At 40.9% G+C, this 24,482-nt stretch carries 17 protein-coding genes; 12 read left to right on the top strand and 5 right to left on the bottom strand.

From position 1 onward, the window contains the following. Genes murQ through NRE15_RS04980 form a run of 3 tightly spaced genes read left to right on the top strand, consistent with a single transcriptional unit; the run spans position 1 to position 3,302 of the window. Entirely contained in the window at positions 1–894 is an 894-nt protein-coding gene (murQ, locus tag NRE15_RS04990) for an N-acetylmuramic acid 6-phosphate etherase (protein WP_313794499.1), read from the top strand. A 31-nt stretch (positions 895–925) separates the two neighbouring features. After that, positions 926–2,386, top strand: coding sequence for a PTS transporter subunit EIIC (locus tag NRE15_RS04985; RefSeq protein ID WP_313794498.1), 1,461 nt, complete (start codon positions 926–928; stop codon positions 2,384–2,386). A gap of 46 nt (positions 2,387–2,432) precedes the next feature. After that, positions 2,433–3,302 carry a MurR/RpiR family transcriptional regulator gene (locus tag NRE15_RS04980; RefSeq protein WP_313794497.1) on the top strand — a complete coding sequence of 290 codons (870 nt, stop codon included), beginning with the start codon at positions 2,433–2,435 and terminating at the stop codon, positions 3,300–3,302. Between the two features lie 143 nt (positions 3,303–3,445). Here the strand turns inward: NRE15_RS04980 and NRE15_RS04975 are convergent, their stop codons facing one another. Further along, the gene (locus tag NRE15_RS04975) at positions 3,446–3,865 is read right to left on the bottom strand and encodes a hypothetical protein (RefSeq protein WP_313794496.1); all 420 of its coding nucleotides are present in this window, start codon (positions 3,863–3,865) and stop codon (positions 3,446–3,448) included. Positions 3,866–4,807: 942 nt separating this feature from the next. Then, complete coding sequence (locus NRE15_RS04970; protein ID WP_313794495.1) at positions 4,808–5,512, bottom strand: glucosamine-6-phosphate deaminase; 705 nt, start codon at positions 5,510–5,512, stop codon at positions 4,808–4,810. A gap of 342 nt (positions 5,513–5,854) precedes the next feature. Here NRE15_RS04970 and NRE15_RS04965 point away from each other — a divergent pair, with 342 nt between their 5' ends. The 7 genes from NRE15_RS04965 to NRE15_RS04935 all read left to right on the top strand — a co-directional run bounded on the left by NRE15_RS04965 (position 5,855) and on the right by NRE15_RS04935 (position 15,600). Beyond that, positions 5,855–7,543: a PTS mannitol transporter subunit IICB gene (locus NRE15_RS04965; protein ID WP_313794950.1), complete on the top strand. Its 1,689-nt coding sequence runs from the start codon at positions 5,855–5,857 to the stop codon at positions 7,541–7,543. Between the two features lie 8 nt (positions 7,544–7,551). Then, positions 7,552–9,615 (top strand): BglG family transcription antiterminator, encoded by a 2,064-nt coding sequence (locus NRE15_RS04960; protein ID WP_313794494.1) that lies wholly within the window; start codon positions 7,552–7,554, stop codon positions 9,613–9,615. A gap of 13 nt (positions 9,616–9,628) precedes the next feature. Beyond that, the gene (locus NRE15_RS04955; RefSeq protein ID WP_313794493.1) at positions 9,629–10,054 is read left to right on the top strand and encodes a PTS sugar transporter subunit IIA; all 426 of its coding nucleotides are present in this window, start codon (positions 9,629–9,631) and stop codon (positions 10,052–10,054) included. Positions 10,055–10,057: 3 nt separating this feature from the next. After that, positions 10,058–11,209, top strand: a complete 1,152-nt coding sequence (locus tag NRE15_RS04950) for a mannitol-1-phosphate 5-dehydrogenase (RefSeq protein WP_313794949.1) — start codon at positions 10,058–10,060, stop codon at positions 11,207–11,209. A gap of 268 nt (positions 11,210–11,477) precedes the next feature. Beyond that, positions 11,478–14,105, top strand: coding sequence for a pyruvate, phosphate dikinase (gene ppdK / locus NRE15_RS04945; RefSeq protein ID WP_313794492.1), 2,628 nt, complete (start codon positions 11,478–11,480; stop codon positions 14,103–14,105). A gap of 26 nt (positions 14,106–14,131) precedes the next feature. Next, positions 14,132–14,758 carry a helix-turn-helix transcriptional regulator gene (locus tag NRE15_RS04940; RefSeq protein WP_313794491.1) on the top strand — a complete coding sequence of 209 codons (627 nt, stop codon included), beginning with the start codon at positions 14,132–14,134 and terminating at the stop codon, positions 14,756–14,758. Further along, positions 14,755–15,600, top strand: coding sequence for a pyruvate, water dikinase regulatory protein (locus NRE15_RS04935; protein ID WP_313794490.1), 846 nt, complete (start codon positions 14,755–14,757; stop codon positions 15,598–15,600). Before NRE15_RS04940 ends, NRE15_RS04935 begins: the two co-directional genes overlap by 4 nt. A 248-nt stretch (positions 15,601–15,848) precedes the next feature. Here the strand turns inward: NRE15_RS04935 and tnpC are convergent, their stop codons facing one another. The 3 genes from tnpC to NRE15_RS04920 all read right to left on the bottom strand — a co-directional run bounded on the left by tnpC (position 15,849) and on the right by NRE15_RS04920 (position 19,565). Beyond that, positions 15,849–17,504 (bottom strand): IS66 family transposase, encoded by a 1,656-nt coding sequence (gene tnpC, locus NRE15_RS04930; RefSeq protein ID WP_313792952.1) that lies wholly within the window; start codon positions 17,502–17,504, stop codon positions 15,849–15,851. A 68-nt stretch (positions 17,505–17,572) separates the two neighbouring features. Continuing rightward, positions 17,573–17,917, bottom strand: a complete 345-nt coding sequence (gene tnpB / locus NRE15_RS04925) for an IS66 family insertion sequence element accessory protein TnpB (RefSeq protein ID WP_313792953.1) — start codon at positions 17,915–17,917, stop codon at positions 17,573–17,575. A gap of 1,234 nt (positions 17,918–19,151) precedes the next feature. Continuing rightward, positions 19,152–19,565: an OsmC family protein gene (locus NRE15_RS04920; RefSeq protein WP_313794489.1), complete on the bottom strand. Its 414-nt coding sequence runs from the start codon at positions 19,563–19,565 to the stop codon at positions 19,152–19,154. 379 nt (positions 19,566–19,944) lie between these two features. Between NRE15_RS04920 and NRE15_RS04915 the strand changes: the two genes are divergently transcribed. Continuing rightward, positions 19,945–21,315 (top strand): ABC transporter substrate-binding protein, encoded by a 1,371-nt coding sequence (locus NRE15_RS04915; RefSeq protein WP_313794488.1) that lies wholly within the window; start codon positions 19,945–19,947, stop codon positions 21,313–21,315. A gap of 202 nt (positions 21,316–21,517) precedes the next feature. Then, positions 21,518–24,481 (top strand): extracellular solute-binding protein, encoded by a 2,964-nt coding sequence (locus tag NRE15_RS04910; protein WP_313794487.1) that lies wholly within the window; start codon positions 21,518–21,520, stop codon positions 24,479–24,481. The last annotated feature ends 1 nt before the right edge of the window (position 24,482 follow it).

The following is a 24,482-nucleotide window of genomic DNA, read 5'->3' as shown; positions in this document are numbered from 1 at the left end:
ATGGATTTAGATAAATTAGTAACAGAACAAAGAAACCCCGACACCATGCATTTAGATCAAATGTCGGTGGAAGAAATGTTAAGGATTATGAATCAAGAAGACCGCAAGGTTCCTTTAGCCATTGAGGCGGCTTTACCGCAAATTGCGGAGGTAGTTGAAAAAATTATTGCCTCTTTTAATCAAGGCGGACGCTTAATTTACCAAGGTGCTGGGACGTCAGGGCGTTTAGGTGTCTTGGATGCGGCTGAATGTGTGCCAACTTTTGGTGTCTCTCCTGATTTGGTGGTTGGTTTAATCGCTGGTGGCGATAAGGCTATGACCGTCGCTGTTGAAGGCGCAGAAGATTCGGTTGAATTAGGGGCGGATGATTTAAGAAATTTGAATTTGACAGCCCAGGATGTTGTGGTTGGGATTGCCGCTAGTGGGCGGACCCCTTATGTCATTGGGGGATTGGAGTATGCGAATTCAATTGGTGCGACGACGGCTTCGATTGCCTGTAATTTGGAAGCTGAAATTAGTCGTTACAGTCAATATCCGATTGAAGTGAATTGTGGGCCTGAAGTGTTGACGGGGTCAACACGTTTAAAAGCTGGGACGGCTCAAAAATTGATTTTAAATATGTTATCCACGGCTTCAATGGTTGGGATTGGCAAAGTGTATCAAAATTTGATGGTTGATGTGCAAGCGACCAATTTGAAATTAGAAGAACGCTCAAAACGTATTATTATGGAAGCAACGGAATGTAGCTATGAACAGGCGCAAGAAGCGTTAGCTTTAGCAGATAATAAAGTAAAACTGGCCATTGTTATGTTACTGACAGGGTTGAAACGGGAGGAGGCAGAAGCAAGGTTAGAAGCATCGAAAGGCTTTATACATCAAGCAGTCTCAGAATAAGGGATATTTATTTAAAGGAGGAATTATTGTTATGGCATTATCAAAAGAAGAACGGATTGCGCAATCGATTTTTGAGCAAATCGGGGGCAAAAACAATACCAATAAAATTTACAACTGTATGACGCGGGTGCGGATTGATTTGAAGGATTCCGATTTAGTGGATGCAGAGACCTTGAAAAAAGTGGACGGCGTTTTGGGCGTGGTACAAGACGGGGATAACTTACAAGTGGTTGTCGGACCTGGTACGGCGCAAAAAGTGGCGACACAAATGGCTTCTATGAAAGGTGAAGCAAAAGGGGAAAGCCTAAATGTTAATGCTGACCCTGAATTGACGAACGGACGGGCGCAAGGAGAACGTATCGCCAGTCAAAATAAGAGTGAAATCAAAAAGAAAAATGATACACCGTTTAAACGTTCCTTGAATGCTATTGCTAACATTTTCGTTCCACTGATTCCAGCCTTTGTTGGGGCAGGGATTATTGGAGGGATTGCTTCCATCATTCAAAACATGATGACGGCTGGGACTCTGGATCCGGCTTCATGGAATCAAATTTTCTCGGTTTTAAAAGTGATTCAAAATGGGCTCTTTGGTTACTTGAATATTTATGTAGGTATTAATGCAGCGAAAGCCTTTGGCGCGACGGAAGGTCTCGGTGGGGTTATTGGCGGGGTAGTCTATTTAAATGGGATGGTTGCTGATCAACCTATCCTGAATATCTTTACGGGTAATCCATTAGCACCTGGTCAAGGTGGGATTATTGGGGTTATCTTTGCGGTTTATATTTTATCGATTGTTGAAAAACAATTACGCAAAGTGGTCCCTGATTCATTAGATATTATTGTGACACCAACCATTTCTTTATTAGTTGTCGGTTTGCTGACGATTTACTTTATTATGCCGATTGCAGGGGTCATATCGGGAGCACTGGTCGGTGGCATCACCTGGGTCTTAGAAGTCGGGGGCGCTTTTGCAGGTTTTGTTCTAGGGGCGACTTTCTTACCACTCGTTTTGTTTGGTCTCCACCAAATCTTAACCCCAATTCATATTGAAATGATTGCCGAAACAGGCCATACCTTGTTATTGCCGATTTTGGCTATGGCAGGTGCCGGTCAAGTAGGTGCGGCGTTAGCTTTATGGGTAAAATGTCGTGCAAACAAACAATTGACGAACATCATTAAAGGAGCACTGCCAGTTGGTATTTTAGGTATCGGTGAACCCTTGATTTACGCTGTAACCTTGCCTCTAGGTCGTCCATTTATTACAGCTTGTATTGGTGGCGGTATCGGCGGAGCTGTCATCGGCGCTATTGGTAATATTGGAGCTACTGCGATTGGACCAAGTGGGATTGCTTTAATCCCGTTAATCGACAATGGTATGTGGTGGGGTTATGTCTTAGGTTTACTTGCAGCTTATGCGGGTGGATTCGTTGTCACTTACTTCTTTGGTGTTCCAAAAGAAGCTATGGAACCAACTGAACTAGAAGTGTTATAATTGAGGCGAGAAGCAGAGGTATTTATTTTGAGAGTGGGGTGGTTCTGTGGCACAGCCGTTGTTATTGACGATTAAAAATGCTTTACCGAATTTGACGGAGTCCGAGCGGAAAATTGGCGAGTATATTTTAGAGCATCCCAAAGAAGTGATTCAAATGAGTGCGTCAACCTTGGCGGCTGCTTCGGGAACTAGCCCGGCAGGTGTGATTCGGTTTTGTAAATCGATTGGCGTGAAGGGGTTTGCTGAGTTTAAGTTGTTATTATCCGCGCAATCGACCACGGTCGATCCAGCCACTTTGACGGATTTCTCACCGAACGAACAAATAAGCGACATTAAAACTAAAATGTTGGGGAACACCCATTACTATTTTGAGAAAACCAATGAAAGCCTGAAAGATGACTTGCTTAACGCGGTCGCGGATTGGATTGTGGAAGCGCCCATTGTTTTCGTACATGGAATCGGCGCCTCCTACTTAGTAGCTAGCGATATTAAACAGAAGTTCAGTCGGGTAGGTAAACACGTAGTGGCTTTGCAAGATGCGCACGAATTGGTGGCCTCGATGTCCATTGCTTCGGAAAAAGCGGTTTTTATTGCAATTTCTAACAGTGGTCACACCAGTGAAGGCCGTATCTTAATGGCGCAAGCCAATGACATGGGATTACGGACCGTTTCGCTGACCAAGGATTCCCAAAATCCTTTAAACACTTTGGCTCAAATCGCCTTAACGGTAGCGGACACGGAAGAAGCCCCTCTTAGAAGCGGCGCAACCATCTCTTTGCTGTGTCATATGTACGCTATTGACTTACTCTTTTATTGCTACATGACCAAGCAATACGATCAAAATGTTGCCTACCTAAACAAAACCCGCCAAGCCACTGAATCTTTAGAAAACCGAACCAACGACTTCAAAAAATAAATATCCCTGCGGGCCTAGCCCCCACTGATTCGCTTCAGGCGTGTTGGTGGGGGTTTTTTGTGAGGGGTGGGGGAATGATGCGGGGTGATTGGGCATTGGGGAAGGGGGACGGGGGATTGGGAAAGGGGGTCGTCCCGTTGGAATTACAACTGGGAATAGGGGGGATTTTGATATAACTGCTGATTTGGCGGACGTCGAATTCTCGGGAAGACCGGCAAGTAAGAAAGGCGGACGTCCTTCTGAAACGACGACCGGCAATAGGGAAATTTTGTAATAACTGCTGATTTGGCGGACGTCGATTTCCCGGGAAGACCGGCAATTGGGAAAGGCGGACGTCCCACTCGAACGACGACCGGCAAAAGGGAAAATTTTGTAATAACTGCTGATTTGGCGGACGTCGATTTCCCGTGAAGTCCGGCAAGTAAGAAAGGCGGACGTCCTGTTGGAACGACGACCGGCAAAAGGGAAAATTTTGATATAACTGCTGATTTGGCGGACGTCGATTTCCCGTGAAGTCCGGCAAGTAAGAAAGGCGGACGTCCTGTTGAAACGACGACCGGCATTTGTCTAAAATCAGTCATTTATGGTAAGTGGGAAGTGGCAGACAGATATAAATATTTGCCTGCTTATCAATTTGGAGGTAGGCGCTACGTTTTCAGAAGATGAAAGATTAGTGAGAATGGAGGAAGATGCTTGCTCTCATCAGTGATTGGCGAATATGATACTACTCGCCAAATTAATTGCCCTATTTCCCGCTATTGCGCAATCACATAGCGATACAATCCGATAACGCTCAAGGTCACGCAATCACTTGTAAGTGGGAACTGAGTGGATATTAAATAAAGCTAATCGGTCCATCAAACACCTAATTTCATGATCAAATAAAGCTAATCTGTCATCTGCTCAAGTAGCAAAAGACAGAATAACCTATTCTGTCCAAAATCCAAGTAAAAAAGGACAGAATAGCCTGATTCTGTCCAAAATTCAAGGAAAAAAGGACAGAATAGCCTGATTCTGTCCAAAATCCGAATAAAAAAGTAAGTGGCAAAGAGAAAACGTTATTGTCACTCAGATATTTCCATGTGACAATAACTTAGATGATCATTGAAAGACGGCCAATCACTTCCCGCTTACATCCCATAGCGCCGCAATCCCATAGCACCGCAATCCCATAGCGCTCAAGTTCACGCAATCACTTATGGCCCCTATCTGATTGCGCCACGAGTTCTGAACAATAAGTGGGGGAATTCTGCTTGAAGAGACCCTTCTTTTTAGCTAACCTGGAAAATATGATGACACTTGACCAAAAACCGGCTTTCGATTTGTTGGGAGTTCCGCCATACTAACTTGTTGGCTATGCTCAACATTCGAAACTCGGCATGTTTTAAAATGAAACCAACTTCATACCAGCCCTTCACTCCGTATTAAACAACCCCTCGCCTACGTAACACAGCAAAAAAAATACCAACCAAGCAGTTGGCTTGGCTGGCACTTTGAGGGGATATTTATTTGATGAGTTGGGCTGCGGCTTCGTCAACAATGATGGTTACGTCAGGGTGGTTGATTAAAATGGTTGAAGGGATGTCTTCAGTGGCTACTTCAGCCGTTACCAAATCTTTCACGGCTTGGGCTTTTTCTTCGCCGAAAGCTAAGAGGATGATTTTTTTAGCGTTCATAATAGAGCTTAAGCCCATTGAGTAAGCATAGCGTGGGACATCTTCTTCTTTTTCAAAGAAGCGTTTGTTCGCTTGAATAGTTGAATCGGTCAGTTCGACTTTATGGGTGATGGAGTCAAATGACGTGCCGGGTTCGTTAAAGGCGATATGTCCGTTTTGACCGATGCCTAAGATTTGTAAATCAACAGGGTTTTCAGCCAGGATTTTTTCATAGCGAGCTACTTCCGTTTCTTCGTCATTTAATCCATTAGGCACATATGAAGCTTTAAATGGTTTTTTATCAAATAAATGTTTTTGCATAAAATAACGGTAGCTTTGTTCGTGATCACCACTTAAGCCAACATATTCGTCCAAGTTAACAGAAACAGCCTCTGAAAAATCAATATCACTTTCAACTAATTTTTCATACATGATTTCAGGTGTTGAACCAGTTGCTAAACCAAATACTTTAGCGCCTTCATTTAATGCTTTGTGAATTAATTCATAGGCTTTGATTGAGCCTTCTTCTTTATTTTCAACAATGATTATTTCCATATTATAAGCTCCTATTTATTATTTTTGTTTGATAATATTGTACCCCGAATGAACTTTGTTGTCAATTTCACAATCAATAAAATCGCTTAAATTTGCTAGCCTCATTATAGCATAAAAATAGCTGTGTCAGGCACTTTTTGCCAACTAAAGTCTTGGCACAAAGAATTTGCCAAACATCAAGTTGTAAACGATTGCAACTTTCTGTTATTATTTAAGTATAAAATAAAGAGTTGTTTGAGAAAACAATTCTAAAAATAGGAGGCGTGTAAGTTGGGAGAAACAGTTGAGCAAAAAGGGTCTATTAGAGCTTCAGTCCAAAAGTTGGGTACAAGTTTAAGTAGTATGATTATGCCGAATATTGCCATGTTCATTGCATGGGGGATCATTACAGCGTTATTTATTGATACGGGTTGGATGCCAAATGCAGATTTGGCACAGATGGTTGACCCAATGTTGAATTATTTATTGCCGATAATGATTGCGTATCAAGGTGGTAAATTAGTTTATGAAGAACGTGGTGGGGTTGTTGGAGCGATTGCAACGATGGGTGTGATTGTTGGGTCGCCGATACCGATGTTTATCGGAGCCATGATTATGGGGCCGTTGAGTGGCTGGGTGATGAAGAAATTTGACCAAATGTTCTTAGATAAAGTCAAGACTGGTTTTGAGATGTTATACAATAATTTCTCAGCGGGAATTATTGGCGCTATCTTAGCAATTATTGGTTTTTATGCTGTTGGGCCTGCTGTAACGGCAGGGACTAATTTAATGGCACAAGGTGTTAATTATATCATTTCGATTGGCGCTTTACCTTTAGCCAATATATTTATTGAACCGGCAAAAGTTTTATTCTTGAATAATGCAATTAATCATGGAATCCTAACCCCTTTAGGAACAGAACAATCGTTGGAAACAGGCAAGTCGATTCTTTACTTATTAGAGGCTAACCCGGGTCCAGGTTTAGGTATCTTATTAGCTTTCATGTTATATGGAAAAGGCTCAGCCAAGAGTTCATCTGCCGGAGCTGCGATTATCCATTTCTTTGGTGGGATTCATGAAATTTATTTCCCATACGTTATGATGAAACCTGCTTTATTCTTAGCTGCCATTGCTGGTGGTGTAACAGGAACCTTTGTCTTCCAATTATTAGATGCTGGGCTTGCCGCACCTGCTTCGCCAGGATCGATTTTTGCGATTATCGCCATGACACCAAGGGGCGAATGGGTCAGTGTGCTTGCAGGTGTACTCGCTGCGACGCTTGTTTCCTTTGTCGTGGCTGCATTTATCCTCAAAAGAGATAAAAGTACCGATGAAGACGATAATTTACAAGCAGAAATTGAACGTTCACAAGCGATGAAGAAAGAATCAAAAGGTATTTCTAGTCAAGCCGCTGTTAGTGATATCTCTACAGCAACGATTGATAAAGTTATTTTTGCTTGCGATGCGGGAATGGGCTCAAGTGCCATGGGTGCGTCCTTACTAAGAAATAAATTCAAGGAAGCGGATGTAAAAGTTGACGTCACCAATTCAGCCATTAACCAACTAAAAGATGGCTCGAATTTACTTATTATTACACAACAAGAGTTAACTGAACGGGCGAAACTACAATCACCCAATGCGACGCATATTTCCGTGGATAACTTTTTACAAAGTCCAAAATATGATGAAATCGTTAATCGTTTCGCTGGTACTGAAGACTCGTCAACCGCAACCCCAACCCCAACCGCAACCCCGACCCCGACCTCATCAGCCGTTAAAAACACCCATATTGTCAAAATGGTTGTTTTGTATGATAATAATACACGAGGCACCGGAACGATGATTCTAGACAAATTGCAAAAAGAAGCTAAACGCACAGGCAATGCAATGACGATGGAAAAACAAGCTATCGAGGACGGTGTGATTGATGATAAGACAACGGTCTTCATCATACCCAATCAACTAAAAACAAAAGTCACCGTTTCAAATAGTGAAGTTGTTGCGGACGTTATTGACGATGAAGAATTAAATAACTTGGTTAACAAGTATTAAAGCTAAAGATGGTGATAAACGTGCTTTATTTTTCAAATCGGGAATTGAAAATTTTACGCTTACTCGTTATCAAACAGGATGGCATCTCTTTGAATGAATTAGTTCATACCTTGGGAGTGAGTAAGCGTACCGTTTATCGCGAACTATCCAATTTAGAAGATACGTTGCGTCATTCAAATGTCCAACTAGAGAAAAAAGACAAACTATACCGGCTAAGTGGTAGTCCACAAGCACTAGCAGAATTAAATCGTTATTTGAAATCGCCCATCACCATTGAATGGGATGATCCATTAAAACGACAAGTGGCTATTATGGCAACCATCGCATTAAAAACAGACAATCAATTTACCCAAACGGATTTATCACATGTTTTTGACGTTTCGCTAGCAACGATTCAACAAGACATTATCCAATTAAATCAAAAAAATTCTAAGTATAAGCTATCGATTCAACGCTCGGAAGAATCTAAACTTTCTTTAACGGGTAATGAGGTATACTTACGTCTATACCTCAGCCAGTTAATAACGAATGAAATTAATGAGTTTGATTTTTATCGTGTGGTGGAAGGCGCAGAAGAGACAGGCGTCGAAACGGAGTCACAATATTTATTGACTATCATCGATGCCACTATTTTAAAAATGGTTTATGATTCCATCAAAAAAGAGCAACCGGAAATGTTGCATACGATTGCGGATGATATCTTAAAGAACTTCGTCATCTTGATTACCATTTCATTGATGCGCTTAAATGAAGGGAAGACGGTGGATACAACCCAATCAATTGACTACAATCAATTGCTTCCATACATCCAACACGTTTTATCCTTTGTAAAAACCTTTGATGAAACCTATAAAACCAAAATAAATACCACTGAAGTATCTTTTTGGGCTATGCAGTTACGTGGAATCAACGTTCAACAATCCCATAGTATCTTTCAAAGTTCTTACGATATGGAATTGGCTTATAAAATCAGGTATTTGGTTAAATTGGTTTCCAATGAGTTTCAATTCAATTTCAATCGCGACCAAGAATTATACAACGACTTGATTAATCACATAGGGGCGGCTTTAAAACGCTTGGATATTAATTTGCCGGAAATTGAAAATGAAGTCATTACTCAATTAAGACAACAATATCCCAAATTGTATTTAATCGTTGAAGAAAAACTGATTGAAGTCTTTTCCCCAGCGATATTTTCTGAACAAGAAATTGGCTATGTTGTCACGCATTTTGCGTCAAGTTTTGAAAAATTTGGTTATGATTCGAATTTAAATGTTTTAGTTATTTGTTCGAGTGGAATTGGAACTTCCAAAATCCTGAAAAGTCGGTTAGAGCGTTCGATTAAAGAAATTAATCATATTGATGTGGTTAGGGCTGTTGATCTGTCTAATATTGATATTAACGACTATAAGATGGTTTTTTCAACGATTACGTTGCCAGGCTTTGAATCGGATTATACGTTGATCAATCCTATTTTAGATGATGCGGAGATTGAAACCATCAAGCAACTACTAAAGGCCTATTCAAGTAAAGCAGAGACTCATCTACCCCAAATTGCAGCTACGCAAAAAGAAAAAACATCTTTTCGTACAATAAAGCAATTTGTGGATTTAGCCGATGATATCATCGCCAACTTTACGATTGTTTTTTTAGATGATCAGTTTCAATCCCTGCAAGAGTATGTCGCAGAGATATTTAAACCGAATGAAAAACTCATCAATAAAATCAATAAACGTCTCGACATGGCACCTTTAGCAATTCCTAATACAGGGATTCTATTGCTACATACAACCGATAACTCATTTTCAAAACCCTTTTTGGCGATTCATCATTTAAAATATCCCATCGAGACGATGGGCATGGATCAAAAACCAACGGACGTTCATCGCTTAATCGTTATGTTCGGGCCTGAAGCCATGGATGAATTAACCACACATTATCTCGGCACGATTAGTAGCTCAATCATTGAAAATGAAGACTATACACAAATTTATTTAAACGGGACCGAAGCAGATATTAAGCAATTGTTAGAGGCGCTAAGTGTTGATGTTTTACAAAGCATATTAACATAAGGAGGACATTAAAATGAATATTACTGAAGATTTAATTCGCTTAGACCAATCATTTTCCGATAAAAATGATGCGATTAAATTAGCAGGTCAATTGTTAGTCGACCAAGGGCTAGTTGATGAAGGCTATATTGAACAAATGATTTTACGGGATGACGATGTTTCGACGTTTATGGGGAACTATATTGCGATCCCGCACGGTACAAGTGACTCAAAAGATATGATAAAAGCCTCTGGAATCTCAATTGTCCAAGTTCCTGATGGGGTTGAATTTAGCGGTAATTTAGTTACCGTCGTTTTTGGTATTGCTGGAAAAGATGGAGAACACTTAGATTTGTTGTCACAAATTGCGATTTTATGTTCAGATATTGCTAATGTTCAAAAATTGGCCGATGCCAATTCAAAAGAAGCGATTTTAACACTTTTACAAGGGGGACAATAATTGATGAAAGCCGTACACTTTGGAGCAGGTAACATCGGTAGAGGTTTTATTGGTGAAATCCTTTTTAAAAACAATATAGAGATTGTCTTTGTCGATATTAACAAAACCATCATTGATGCTTTAAACGAAAAAGGGGAGTATGATATTGCCTTAGCCGCTCCAGAAGCAGAAACCATTCATGTAGAAAATGTTCGTGGGGTTAATAATGAAACGGAAGCTGAAAAAGTGGCTGAAGAAATCGCGGATGCTGACATTGTTACAACGGCGATTGGTCCCAATATCTTAAAATTTATAGCCCCTTTAATTGCTAATGGATTACGTCAACGACTTGAAAATGGCAATCATCAACCCCTAGATGTGATTGCTTGTGAAAATATGATTGGTGGAAGCCAACAATTAAAAACGTATGTTTATGATTCATTAACCGCTGAAGAAATCGAACAATTAGAAGCCTTTATCGGCTTTCCTAATGCCGCCGTCGATCGCATTATTCCGATGCAATCGCATGATGATCCTTTATTTGTGTCTGTTGAGCCCTTTAGTGAATGGGTTATCGACGAATCCCAAATGAAAAACGTGGACTTAAAGCTTGAAGGGGTTGAATATGAACCGTCACTTGAACCCTTTATTGAAAGAAAACTTCTATCGGTGAATACCGGTCATGCCACCGTTGCCTATACGGCGAAAATGTATGGTTATAAAACCATCAAAGATGCGATAACCGATGAACGGGTCTTGTCACAATTACAAAATGTGCTCCAAGAAACCGGCCAATTGTTGATCACTAAATGGGATTTTGATCCCGCCGTTCATGCTGACTACCAAGCAACCATTATTAATCGCTTCAAGAACCCTTATATTTCGGATGATGTTGTACGTGTTGGACGGACCCCGATTCGCAAATTGGGTTACAACGAACGCTTTATTTTACCGATTCGTGAGCTAGCCGAAAGAAAGCTGAGCTATCATTATCTGGTAGATACAGTGGGCATGATTTTCCATTATGATGATCCGGCTGACAATGAAAGTGTGCAATTACAGCAAATGTTGCAAACACAACCGCTTGAGGATGTCATTAAAGAAGTCACTGGTCTTGAGGATGCCACTTTGATTAACGAAATTAAAGCCAGCGTTGAAAAATACAACACCCTTTAACCCCTTCCTAATAAATATCACTGCCTAAGCCCTTGGCTTTGAAAAAACCGTAAGTCTCGTCTTTCTGAGAGGCTTACGGTTTTTTTGTTGCTTAGGTGAGGTGATAGTTATTTTCATGGTTTTCATTTTAATTTGGTCGCGCCACAGAATGAACCGCTTACGTCCAGGAGGTGTTATTAAAAAGAAATAAAATGCGTATTGTATTTATATAAGACGCATTATATAATGGATAAAATACTTTTATAATACGCATTAAAGGAGCGGGAAAATGACAAAATACGTTTATGATTTTCATGAGGGCAATGCAACGATGCGCGCTTTATTAGGTGGCAAGGGGTCGAATCTAGCTGAAATGACGGGTTTGGGCTTGCCGGTACCGAGCGGTTTTACGATTTCAACCCAAGCATGTATGGAATATTTGGCTAACGGTGAGCAATTGACTGAAGAAATGATCCAACAAATTGAAACTTATTTGGCAAGACTTGAAGCCGAAACGGGTAAGTCATTTTCAAAAGGGGATAATTTGTTGCTCGTCTCCGTTAGAAGTGGGGCTGCGCAGTCCATGCCAGGAATGATGGATACCATTTTAAATTTAGGTTTAAATGATGTGAATGTGGAACGTTTTGCTACATTAACAGGCAATCCTCAGTTTGCTTATGATTGTTATCGCCGATTGCTGCACATGTTTGGGAATGTTGTTTATGAAATAAATGGCAGTCATTTTGAACGCTTTTTAACCAATTATAAGGAGACACACCAACGTGAAAATGATCAAGCTTTAACGGTGGACGACTTAAAGGTTATTGTCGCAGCCTACAAAGGTATTTATAAAAAAATTGGTCAAAAGGAGTTTCCGCAAGACCCTAAAACACAATTGTTTGAAGCGATTCGAGCGGTTTTTTCTTCATGGAATAATGAGCGTGCGTTTGTGTATCGTAATTTAAATGATATGTCCCATCAAGGAGGAACGGCCGTTAATGTTCAAGAGATGGTGTTTGGGAATAGTGGTCAAAATTCTGGCACAGGAGTGGCCTTTACACGCAATCCTTCCACAGGTGAAAATAAAATTTTTGGGGAATATTTATTAAATGCCCAAGGGGAAGATGTGGTGGCTGGGATTCGGACGCCTTTACCCGTTTCGACTTTAAGTGAAGTGATGCCCGATGTTTATGCCGAATTTATTCGTGTGGCCAACTTATTGGAAGATCATTACCGTGATATGCAAGATATTGAATTTACTATCGAAAACGGCAAGTTATTTATGTTGCAAACCCGGAGTGGTAAACGGACGGCCAAAGCGGCTTTTAAAATAGCCGTTGACTTAGTCAATGAAGGGAAAGCGACTAAAGATGAAGCACTGATGCAAATTAATCCCAAATCAGTTGATCAACTTTTACATCCTACCTTTAATCCTGTGGCCCTTAAAATTGCGGACTTAATAACGGATATAGGCTTGCCAGCAAGTCCTGGGGCGGCGACCGGGAATATTTATTTTGATGCGAATGCGGCCAAGGCCGCTGTTCAAGCAGGTGAGAAAGTTATCTTAGTGCGTCAAGAAACTTCGCCAGAAGATATAACTGGGATGAGCATTAGTGAAGCGGTGGTTACCAGTCGCGGGGGGATGACCTCGCATGCTGCCGTGGTTGCACGGGGGATGGGCGTTTGTTGCGTTGTTGGTTGTGAGCAAATTAATATTGATGAAGACAATCGCCGCGTCAGCTATCCCGGCGGTCAATTGGAAGAGGGGACAATCATTTCAGTGGATGGGACCAATGGAGCCATCTATTTGGGTGATGTCGAAAAGATGCCGACCGAAGCGGATGAGTCATTCCAAACAATTATGGCTTGGGCACGTGAACGATCACATCTAAAAGTTAGAATGAATGCCGAAACCGTCGAAGACATTAAAACGGGTTTAGCTTTTGAAGCCGACGGGATTGGGCTCGTTAGAACGGAACATATGTTTTTTAAAGAAGAACGTTTACGTGAGATGCGTCGCTTTATCCTGTCAAATCGAGCCCAGGAGCAAAATCGGGCTTTAAGTGCCATATTAAACTATCAAATTGATGACTTTGTAAATATCTTTTCACTCACTCAAGATAAGCCGGTCGTTATTCGTTTGCTTGACCCACCTTTGCATGAATTTATGCCACATACCAAGCAAGAAATCACCCATGTGGCTGAACAATTGGGAACAACTTACGCCGAACTTCAACAACGTGTGATTGATTTAACCGAAGTGAACCCTATGCTAGGCCATCGTGGCGTCCGTTTGGCCGTTACTTATCCCAACCTTTATTTAATGCAAGCTGAAGCCATTATTCGAGCAGCAGTCCAAGTAAATACCGCTACTTTTCAAGTGAAGCCCGAGATTATGATTCCGCTGGTTGGTATGAAAGAAGAATTGGCACTCTTGCGACAACAAATTGAAAAGCATATTGAGGAATTATTAAAAGAATTAGGCGTAACCGTTGAATACACCATTGGGACTATGATCGAACTACCACGAGCCTGTCTAATTGCTGACCAATTGGTGGATTATGCCGATTTCTTTAGTTTTGGCACCAATGATTTAACCCAAATGACCTTTGGTTTTTCACGGGATGATGCGGGTAAATATATCAATCAATATATTAGTGAAGCTATTTTGCCAATTGATCCTTTTCAAACGTTAGATGTGGAAGGCGTGGGCGAACTCGTTAAAATAGCCACTGAAAAAGCGCGCCAAAAGCAAGCGGATTTTAAATTAGGGGTCTGCGGTGAATTAGGTGGCGATCCTAATTCCATTGAATTCTTCCATCAAATTGGCTTAAACTATGTGTCTTGTTCCCCTTATCGAATTCCAATTGCACAAATAGCAGCTGCCCAAAGTGCGATTAAATATGCTACAATGTAAGAAAAATTAGAGGATTAGGGTTAAAGATGAACTTAACAGAACGCCAACAAAAAATAATCGAAATCGTGAAGCAAAATGAACCTATTACCGGGGATAATATTGCTAAAACGTTAGGTTTAACCAAATCAACTTTGAGAAGCGACTTAGCTGTTTTGACCATGACGGGTATTCTCGATGCCCGTCCAAAGGTTGGTTATATTTATTCGGGGTTGGATTTTGAACCGATGCTACAAGATAAGCTGTCAGCCCTTTCGGTTCAGGATATTATGCAAGCGCCGGTGCTTATTAAACAAGATACCAGTGTTCAAGATGCGGTGACAGCCTTATTTATGTACGATGTCGGGACGTTGTACATTTCGAACGACCAGGATGAATTAGTCGGCGTGCTATCACGGAAGGATTTGCTGCGGTCTACGATGATGGGAAACCATTCAGATGCCCCCGTGGCGGTGATTATGACGCGTATGCCGAACATTTTTGTGACGTATCCAGACGTTCCGGTTTTAAAAGCCGCGAAAAGTATTTCGCGTCATCAAATTGATTCTTTGCCGGTTTTAGCGTCGAGGGATTCGAAAACCGTTGTTGGTAAGATATCAAAAACGGTGCTAGTCAATTTATTGATAGAACTTACAGATAAGGAGCAAAACGCATGAGTTTATTCACACCTCGTTCACACACAGATGGTCCTACTGCCCGTATCTTTGTTATTTCAGATTCAGTAGGCGAAACGGCTAATCGCTTAATTCGTGCCGCTTTAGCCCAATTCCCCATGATGGAAAACCCTGAAATTAAAAATTATCCTTTTATTGATAATGAAGAAGACTTACGTGGAATTTTAAATGACGCCCTCGCTGAAGAAGCCATTGTCGCTTCAACCTTAGTTAATCCCAAGTTAAATCAAATTATCCGTGATGCAGCGGCCGAACAGTCTTTGCGTCACATTGATTTTCTGTCAGAAATGATTGACTTGATTGCCGACCAAACGGGTATGAAACCTATCCGCAAAAGTGGGGCGCTACATGCCTTGGATGAAGAATATTTCAATCGCGTAGCCGCCATTGAATTTGCGGTGAAATACGATGATGGCAAAAATCCCAAAGGCTTTCTTAAATCCGATATCGTTTTATTAGGTATTTCACGGACCTCGAAAACGCCTCTAAGCATGTATTTAGCCAATAAATCGTATAAAGTCTCGAACTTGCCTTTAATTCCCGAAGTCAATCTTGCCCAAGAAATCTGGCAAGTCCCATCCAATAAATTATTTGGCTTAACCGCCAGCCCCCACTATATTATGAAAATTCGGACCGAACGCGTTAAAATGATGGGCATGGCCTCAATCACAACCTATAGTAGTTTGGATCGAATCAAAGCCGAACTCACATATTCCGAAGAACTTTTCTCTCGCCTCAACGCCACCGTAATTAACGTAGAAAACAAATCCATCGAAGAAGTCGCCCAATCCATTGAACAACTTCTTTTAAACACCAATAAATAACGTTGCGACACAGCACGTAAAAATCTCAAGGGTGCAAAATCAAAGGCGCGCGACAATTTCGGATAAGTTTGTCGCGCGCTTTATGGCCGCGCGACAATTTTGGTTGGATTTGTCTCGCGCTTACCTTCTTGAAGGAAGATGTATGCTCTCATCAGGTACGCGCCTAATAGTGAGGTATCTATGAATAAAAAAGTGGACATGCTAAACTAACCCAGACAGATAAACAATCTGGGTTAGGTGGTTTGATATCAGGCTGCTTTGTTATAACCAGCATCACCAATTACCTTTTTAAGCCCACACGCTTCTTGGATCTCATCGGTCCAAGGCAGATAGCGGCTTAAATCTGCGTTTGTTATATCGATGATGTTCGGTAGATGGGTAAGTAAGTATTCAATATATTGCTTCCCATCCACGCGATGCAGCTTAGCCGTTTCAATCAGTGAGAGAAGAACAGCCCCCGCTTGGGCACCATCAAAAGTCGCCGCAAATGGATAGTTCTTTCTCCCCATGACCACAGTTCGTATGGCGCGTTCAGCAGCGTTATTACTTAACTCTAGACGTCCATCGTTTAGAACCGTATAGAATCGTGTCCGATGATTTTGGGCATAGACAAGCGCTTCACTAAATTTACCAATGGGATTACCATTAGCGGCACATTGGTCGATAAAAGTGAATAGCTCATTAAATAATTTTTTGAGAATCCTCTGTCTCTTTTTAAGTCGATCCACAATCGATAATGACGCCCATTCACGCTCTTTTTCAAAGATTTTATTAATCATTTCCATGATTTCGCTAACCGGCGTCTCCCCTTGTCCCTTGATAACCACATTGGCTTCGTGAAATTTTCGCCGTAAATGTGCCCAACAAGCAGCGAGTTCGAGGTCGTCAGAGGAGTCACTCGCATTTCGATAGACCACATACATATCACAGTGGATGGTCCCGTGGAAATTGCCAATGACATCTTTAAACAAGTTGCCACTACGCCCATCGTGATGTGAAAAACAAATGACTTTATTTTCCACGTGTTTTGAACTGTGAAGCACCCAGTAATACGTTCGGCTCTTCTTGCTTTCAAGGACACGATAAGTAGTTTCATCCGCATGAACAATATCTTGTTTTTGAAGTTCCGCATGAAAGGCTTGGAAAATAAACCCTAAATAATATTTGCTGGCATCAATATGCCACCGACAAATAGATGTGCGGGATAAAGGGAACCCTAATTTACGCCAGTGTTGTTCTTGGCGGTGAGCGGGTACCTTAAGTTCATATTTTTGATAAACAGTTTCGGCAATCATCGAAGCAGAACCAAAACTATTCTTAAAGGGTTGCGCGGGTAATTTCGATTTAACAAATTGATCGGTATCTTTTTGAGACGAGCAGTGGTCGCATTTATAGCTGTGTTGACGATGATTAATACATTCTAAAGTAGCTGGGATAAATTTGAGTTCACGCGTGATACTCGCTAACCCGACGTACGATAGAGAATGATGACAATCACGACACACCTGTTCCTCTTCAGATAAATAATAATTGATATCCTTTTGAGGATATTGATCTAGAATCTCAGTTTTTCTTCCGACGGATTTTTTTCGGCGGGTGTAGCCTTTTACTTTTGTTTTTTTTTCATCATCTGACTCGTTAGAACTCGTGTCACCTGATGATCCGTTCGTTGCCTCACCCGTGTCAGCAGCGGCCTGTCCATTAGGAACATGTGTTTCTTTCTTACGGCCAAACAATAATTTTTGGAAGTGTAACATTTTTTGTGTCATTTCTTCTAATTGAAGGGCTAACGCATCGGTCTTATCATTGGCTACTTTTAAGTCTTGTTGGAGATGTTTAATTTCCAAGGCTTGTTCTTCAATAATTTTATTTTTTTCTAAGATTTCTAATTCTTCTTTTGTCATGAATATCACCTCTTTTCACTAAGTTTATTGTACCATATTCATGGTATATTTACTAGTAAATATAGCGATTAATCGTTGAAAATAAAAGAAGATTTTAGCGGTGGATTCAAGCTATCTCCACGTAATAATCGTTCGATTTGAAAGAGAGAAATTTCCATAAATTTTGGTTCTGTCGTTGGCCATTGGAAGACGCCGCCATCTATACGATAAATCAGCTCAATAAAACGCTGACCATCCCAATAGATAATTCGTAAGACCTTTTTCTTACTATTACAAAATAGATAAGCAGCTGACTTATCGCGTACAAAAACGGCACTCGATTGAATCAAGGCTAAGAGTCGTTGAAGTGCTTGGTTTCCTGGAGAGAATTGAGGCATCAAGTAAAGTGTTTCTGGTACAGTAAAATCGATCATTATCATCGCTCCTTATTGTTGATGATTTCATCATACTAAACTAGGATAATTTTAAGAAGATACCTCATTATTAGGCGCGTACCTCATCAGCAAGCAAGCAATAAAATTCAACTTAGGGATAGGCCCGTTCTTCATTTCTCACTTATGCGCAATCGTTTATGAGCGTGAGCGGACGTCAAGTAAAGCGAATCGGTCATCAAATGACTCATTTTCGTGACCGCATAAAGCTAATCTGTCATCTGCTCGAGTAGCAAAAGACAGAATAGCCATAATCTGTCATCTGCTCAGGTAGCAAAAGACAGAATAGCCTTAATCTGTCATCTGCTCAGGTAGCAAAAGACAGAATAGCCATAATCTGTCATCTGCTCGAGTAGCAAAAGACAGAATAGCCATAATCTGCTAGATTAGGAAAAGACCAGAGTAAGCCTATTCTGTCCAAAATCCAAGTAAAAAAGGACAGAATAAGCTGATTCTGTCCAAAATCCAAGTAAAAAAGGACAGAATAAGCTGATTCTGTCCAAAATCCAAGTAAAAAAGGACAGAATAAGCTGATTCTGCCCAAAATCCGGATTAAAAAGTGAAGTGGTAAATGAGAAAACGTTATTGTCACTCAGATATTTCCATGTGACAATAACTTAGATGAGCATTGAGAGTCGGCTTATCACTTCCCGCTTACTATGATTCGAATCAGCTAGCGCCATGAGTCGAGCATAATAAGTGGGTACTTCAGACGAATAATCCATATATTTCGTAGGGAAAATTGGAGAGTATGATGCAATGTGCCAAAATAATCCCACAAATGGAATATTCTAAGCGAGTTCGTTCCACATACCTCATTAAGTGGAATATTCTAAGTGAGTTCGTTCCACTTAACCGTAAGCGGGAAGTGAACGAGCGGTTGTTTGCGGTGCATCAACGTGATAATAGGCTGATTCTATTCGATGAATCATCTCAATTTAAGTTTTTTAAGAAATCGTTAGTTTAAAATGATTATTCTGGCCACTGCTAGCCGAACAATGACCCAAACCAAGCATTTGGCTAATAATTTTTGTGAAATTTCTTCCATTCCAACGGTGGTCTATCATAAACTGACGGTAACTCACTTCCCACTTCCATATAACCCAACAAATTCCTGCGCCATCATTTTAATTTTTACTTTAGAAGATTCCATCATTGGAAAAACAGTCGCTATTATAACACCACCTTTCGCTAACCAACCACCAACATCCTCCACTTAAACCAACTCAATCGCTAAATTTAAGGTGTTACCGTGACTTAAGACATTTGAGACGGTGCAGTGGTTGTGGATAAATCGCTTCAGGCTTTCTACTTGGCGTTCATCGAGTTTAGCGTCCGTTTGCAACCTGATATCGGCGGTCATGCGCCAATCGAAATTTTTGTGGTCAAAATCGGCGGTAATATCGACTTTTAACGCAGTAAAATCCAATTCACGTCCCACTAAAAATGACCGCGCGGTCATCAAATGACACCCTGCTAAAGCGGCCACTAATAGACCCGTTGGGGTAGTCCCGACGCTGGTTTTATCAGGGTTGCGCTCAGCAAAGTCTAAGGTGTATTCGAAATGATCGACCGTGGCGGTAACGACGTAGTTAGCCTTATTTTCTGCATGAACCATTTTTTGACTCATTCAAATCACTCCTCTAATAAAATACTTAACTTAATCATCATACCCCCCAACACACAAAATTGCGATGAATTTGCTTCAAAAAGCTTATGCAACATACTTTAAACTTTCTCATCAAAAAATTATAAAATTCCTGTGTAAAATAGTTGTAAAAAATAATGTAAACGCTTATACTTATTTTAGTTAAACGTTTCGTTTTTTTGCCATAACAATCATCAAGTTTGTTGTAGCAATGTTTTATCGTGTTTCACGCCTTTTTTGTCTAATTTTAATAAATACCCCTGCTTCTAAAGGGTGATATTTATTTAAAAAAGAGATGTCGGAATGTTACTTAAGCCAGTTGAAAAGCAGTAAATTTTTATCCATTTTAGGAGGAAAAAATATGAAAAAGATGTTAACTAAAGTAGCGGTTGGTCTATCCGTGGGCTTACTTGCGTTTGCTGCATTGCCTGTATTCACTCCAGAAGTTTCGGCACAAGACCGCATTCAATTACGTTATGCGAACTGGAACTTTGGAACGGAAGGCGAAGCCAATATTGAGCGTTTAATGATTGAAGCTTACAACAATTCGCAAGATGAAGTAGAGGTCGTTATTGATCAAAACATTGATACGAGTGACTGGACCGGTTCACTGGCAACAGCGGCTTCTGCAGGTGATTTACCAGACGTCTTTATGTTGAACTCAATACCAACCGCTTATACTAATGAGTGGTTATTGGATATTACTGACTTGGCAGAAGCGGATGCAGAATTTGCTGAAATACCGCAAGCAACCATTGATGCAACAAAAGTGAATGACCGTGTCTATGCCTTGCCGTTTGCGACACATTTACTGGGTTACTATGTAAATCATGATTTATTAAATAATGCTAATTTGCAAATGTCTGACAATGTCACGGTTGACGAATTCTTTGATTTGGTTCGTTCGGCAACGGATGTTAACCAAGGGTATGTAGGGATTGTGCAAGCAGGAAGTATTGTTGACTGGTATCCAGGTGCAATGAATCCTGATTTTGGCTGGTTTACTTTCAACAGTACCGATGGGACATTTTCATTGGATTCAAATGAAATGGCACAAGGGGTCAATATGGCACGTGATTTAGGTGCCAATGGCTTTACGTATGCCGACCAACCACAAGAAGTCAAGGATAGCCTATCAGGGGATGATGGTGGTTTAGCTTTCCGTTCCGGACAAGTTGCTTTCAACTATGATGGAACATGGCAAAATGCCACCTTGGCTGATCAAGCCAACTTTGAATGGTCATTTATTGGTTTGCCAGGTGACCGTAATGCGATTGTGAATGACTTTTTAGGTATTGCAGCTAATACTGAATATCCAGAACAAGCCTATGCATTTGCTAAATTTATGTCATTCGGTGCCGATGGCTTTAGTACACGGATGGACTTAACTGAAGAAAATAACTTGCAATTTAATACGTTGCCGTTAACGTCTAATCAAGAAAACTTAGATCGTTACTGGTCATTAGTTGATGCACCAGGTGTTGCCGAAGCCTTTGCACAATTAGACAATGCGATGATTGATCCACTGAAAGTTGTGCCTGGTTATGCCCAATCACGTTTTGAAGCACCAACAGGTGTTTCGGTTGGGGACAATGAAAATGCCAATGTCGGCGCCATCATTAATGCCTCTGTAAACGGAACGGTTAATTTCCAAGACTATGCAGCCCAATTACAAGAATTAGCTCAAGCGGCTCATGATGAAGCGGTTCAAGCCATGGAGGCTATTCAATAAACTTGGCCAAAACAATGATATTTAATTAAAAGAGTAAAGCTGGCTGTACTTTAGATAATCGATGACCTAAACCTAATCTGAGGAGACAATCGCTGATGAATGCTCACGACAAAAGATTATCGGTATAGGCATCTATCTAAAGACAGTTGGCTTTTTTGCTATTAATTGAATGGAACAATCTATAAGAAAGGATTGAATTAGGATGACGTGTCATCAGCGATTTTATGTCTTAAACCTTCTGTCTACTTTTCTTCTACTTTTGATGATTAGTACCCAAACACTCATCCGTGTGTCTGCTCAAACGAATGAAGTAGCCACTTTAGTCGAACCTTCATATGCAGAGATTATCGACCAATGGCAAGCGGAATTTAAACTAGGTCCCCTAGATTTCCAGGAAAGCTTTTTCTTAGCCGACCAAACACCGGCATCTACCGCTGATGTTTGGGAAAAGCAAGACGCTTTTGGCTACGAACACGCTGTCGTCCATTTGGCGGATGGAAAGCAAACAACCCTCCAAATCGAGGTTCCCGCTACGGGTCTTTATCAATTAAGTTTTGACTATTATCGTTTAAATGAAGGTTTAATCGAACCAGAGTTTGCACTAAAAGTGAATGGAGAGTATCCCTATTATGAAAGCCGACGGGTCATTGCAAAATCGCTTTGGACGAATGCGACGGATGACTTTCCGGTTAATAATTATGGTAATGAAATGATTCCGGCACAAGTTGCTTTAAATCAATGGAACACGCGGTTGATGTATGACCCAAATTTTGAGCAAGCCAATCCGCTTTTAATCCCATTGAATGCCGGCGAAAACACCCTTGAAATTATCCATCAATCCGGTGAATTTTTAATGGGACAGATAAGCTTGCAAACACCGGTTGAATTGTTGGATTACAGCGAATACCTTGCGCAATTTACTTCAACCAACGCGACTAACGCGACTAACCAAGCTGAAACCTTACTAACGGTCGAAGCCGAGAAACCAGCCTTTAAATCAGACTCCTATATCAGACCCATAGCACAAAAAAATATCGCTGTGCATCCCTATGATCCTGCGAGCAACTTGCTAAACACCTTTGGTGGCGATTCATGGCAACGTGGTGGCCAAAGGGTTACTTGGGAAATAGAAGTCCCTGAAGCGGGGTTGTATCAGATAACGCTTAAGAGTATCCAAAGAAATAAACAAAAAGCACCGGTATTCAGAAATATTTATTTGAATGGGGCAATTCCCTTTGCCCAAATGCAACATTATCGCATTAACCCGAGCGATCAGTGGGAGAATCAAACCTTGACGGATTCCCAAGGGGTGCCGTATGAATTTTATTTAGAAGCAGGGACAAATCAATTAAGCCTTGAAGTGGATGTCTCACCCATGACGCCGGTTATCGGCAGTTTGACGCAAATGATGCAAGAAATAAATCAATTAGGCCTTGAGTTAAGTCAATTGACGGGTAACCGCGTGGATGCCAACCGGGATTGGCAAATTATGGACTATATGCCTGATTTAATTGAGCGCTTTGATGGTTGGATAGTCCAATTAGAAGCAGATTATACCCTACTAGATGACGTTTATAATCAAGCAGCAGCCTCACCTGATCAAGTCACGTTACAAGTGATTATTAATCGTTTACGGACCTTGAAAGAAGACCCCAACGACTTACCCAACAAATTAGGTGAATTATCACAAGGGACCGGCTCGATTACGCAAGCCATGGGAAACTTAATCGTTGAATTGCAAAAGGGACCTTTATTATTAGACCAAATTTTTGTTCATCAAGCCCAAGCAGACTTGCCAGCTGCGACGGCGTCTTGGACAGATACATTAACGAGTAAAGCTCAGGAATTTTACTATTCTTTTGCCCAACCAAGTTTAGATATATCGGATGTGGAAGAGGGAACCATCGAGGTTTGGGTCGGACGGTCGCAACCATACGTTGAAATTATGCAAGCCATGGTTGACCGCGAGTTTACGCAACAAACAGGGATTGATGTGAAATTATCCGTTATGCCCAATGAATCCAAAATTATTTTAGCTAATTCAGCCAATCAACAACCAGATGTGGCCTTGGGGGTCAGTGTGGGACAACCTTTTGAATTAGCCATTAGAAATGCCGCCTTAAACTTAAGTCAATTTGAGGATTTTGATGAGGTATCGCAACGGTTTTCACCTGGGGCCTTTTTACCTTTAATGTTAGATGACCAAGCTTATGGCTTACCAGAGACACAAGACTTTTATGTTTTGTTTTACCGGGAAGATATTATGGAACAGTTAGGTTTGCCTATTCCTAATACCTGGCAAGATGTCATTAACATTTTACCTGAGTTGCAAAGAGCCGGGATGAATTTTTATATCCCTTTATCCAGCACGGCTGGGATGAAACCCTTTATGTTTACCGCACCTTTTATTTATCAATTTGGGGGTGAAATTTATGCTGAAGATGGTATGTCAACCGCTATCGGTTCAGAGGCATCCTTAGCCGGCATTAAATTTATGACCGATTTATATACCTTATATAGTATTCCGCTACAAGTCCCTAATTTCTATAATTCTTTCCGCTACGGCGAATTACCTATTGGTATTTCCAATTTCCAAACCTATGTTCAATTAACCTCAGCAGCGCCTGAAATTAGAAACTCATGGAAATTAGCCTTGTATCCGGGGATTCCACAAGAAGATGGGGCTGTCAATCGTGAAACGACAGGCTCGGCTCAAACCGCAATGATATTTAATAAAAGCGAACATCAAGATGAAAGTTGGGCATTTTTAAAATGGTGGACAAGTGCGGATGTGCAAATTGCTTTTGCTTCAGAAATTCAAACGGCTTATGGCCCTGAATTTATGTGGCACACCGCTAATCTTGAGGCTTTTAGCCAACTACCTTGGCCGGAAGAAGATAAAGCGATTATTTTAGAACAATGGGAACAATTAAGAGAAGTGCCCAAAATTCCAGGTTCCTATATGATCGAACGCGAAATTTCCAATGTTTGGTCAGATGTTGTCTTTTACGGTTCTAACTTAAGGGCAACGGTGGATAGGAGTTCCGTTTATGCTGACCGTGAAGTTCGTAAAAAAATGACTGAATTTGGCTATTTAGAAAATGAACAAGTCGTCAAACCATATCGGATTCCAACCGTGGAAACTGTTGAAAGTTGGGGGGATTAAA

The organism is Fundicoccus culcitae (genome assembly GCF_024661895.1).
Lineage (GTDB): Bacteria > Bacillota > Bacilli > Lactobacillales > Aerococcaceae > Fundicoccus_A > Fundicoccus_A culcitae.
Note: the sequence above shows the minus strand (reverse complement) of the source record. Positions and strands in the feature narration are given on the sequence as shown.

Excerpts from the sequence above, each read along its gene's own strand:
- NRE15_RS04985 (WP_313794498.1), top strand. The coding sequence starts at position 926 with ATGGCATTATCAAAAGAAGAACGGATTGCGCAATCGATTTTTGAGCAA.
- NRE15_RS04965 (WP_313794950.1), top strand. The coding sequence starts at position 5,855 with ATGATTATGCCGAATATTGCCATGTTCATTGCATGGGGGATCATTACA.
- NRE15_RS04955 (WP_313794493.1), top strand. The coding sequence starts at position 9,629 with ATGAATATTACTGAAGATTTAATTCGCTTAGACCAATCATTTTCCGAT.
- NRE15_RS04920 (WP_313794489.1), bottom strand. The coding sequence starts at position 19,565 with ATGAGTCAAAAAATGGTTCATGCAGAAAATAAGGCTAACTACGTCGTT.
- NRE15_RS04975 (WP_313794496.1), bottom strand. The coding sequence starts at position 3,865 with ATGCCGGTCGTCGTTTCAACAGGACGTCCGCCTTTCTTACTTGCCGGA.
- NRE15_RS04960 (WP_313794494.1), top strand. The coding sequence starts at position 7,552 with ATGGTGATAAACGTGCTTTATTTTTCAAATCGGGAATTGAAAATTTTA.
- NRE15_RS04950 (WP_313794949.1), top strand. The coding sequence starts at position 10,058 with ATGAAAGCCGTACACTTTGGAGCAGGTAACATCGGTAGAGGTTTTATT.
- ppdK (WP_313794492.1), top strand. The coding sequence starts at position 11,478 with ATGACAAAATACGTTTATGATTTTCATGAGGGCAATGCAACGATGCGC.
- NRE15_RS04970 (WP_313794495.1), bottom strand. The coding sequence starts at position 5,512 with ATGGAAATAATCATTGTTGAAAATAAAGAAGAAGGCTCAATCAAAGCC.
- murQ (WP_313794499.1), top strand. The coding sequence starts at position 1 with ATGGATTTAGATAAATTAGTAACAGAACAAAGAAACCCCGACACCATG.
- NRE15_RS04935 (WP_313794490.1), top strand. The coding sequence starts at position 14,755 with ATGAGTTTATTCACACCTCGTTCACACACAGATGGTCCTACTGCCCGT.
- NRE15_RS04915 (WP_313794488.1), top strand. The coding sequence starts at position 19,945 with ATGAAAAAGATGTTAACTAAAGTAGCGGTTGGTCTATCCGTGGGCTTA.
- tnpB (WP_313792953.1), bottom strand. The coding sequence starts at position 17,917 with ATGATCGATTTTACTGTACCAGAAACACTTTACTTGATGCCTCAATTC.
- NRE15_RS04910 (WP_313794487.1), top strand. The coding sequence starts at position 21,518 with ATGACGTGTCATCAGCGATTTTATGTCTTAAACCTTCTGTCTACTTTT.
- tnpC (WP_313792952.1), bottom strand. The coding sequence starts at position 17,504 with ATGACAAAAGAAGAATTAGAAATCTTAGAAAAAAATAAAATTATTGAA.
- NRE15_RS04940 (WP_313794491.1), top strand. The coding sequence starts at position 14,132 with ATGAACTTAACAGAACGCCAACAAAAAATAATCGAAATCGTGAAGCAA.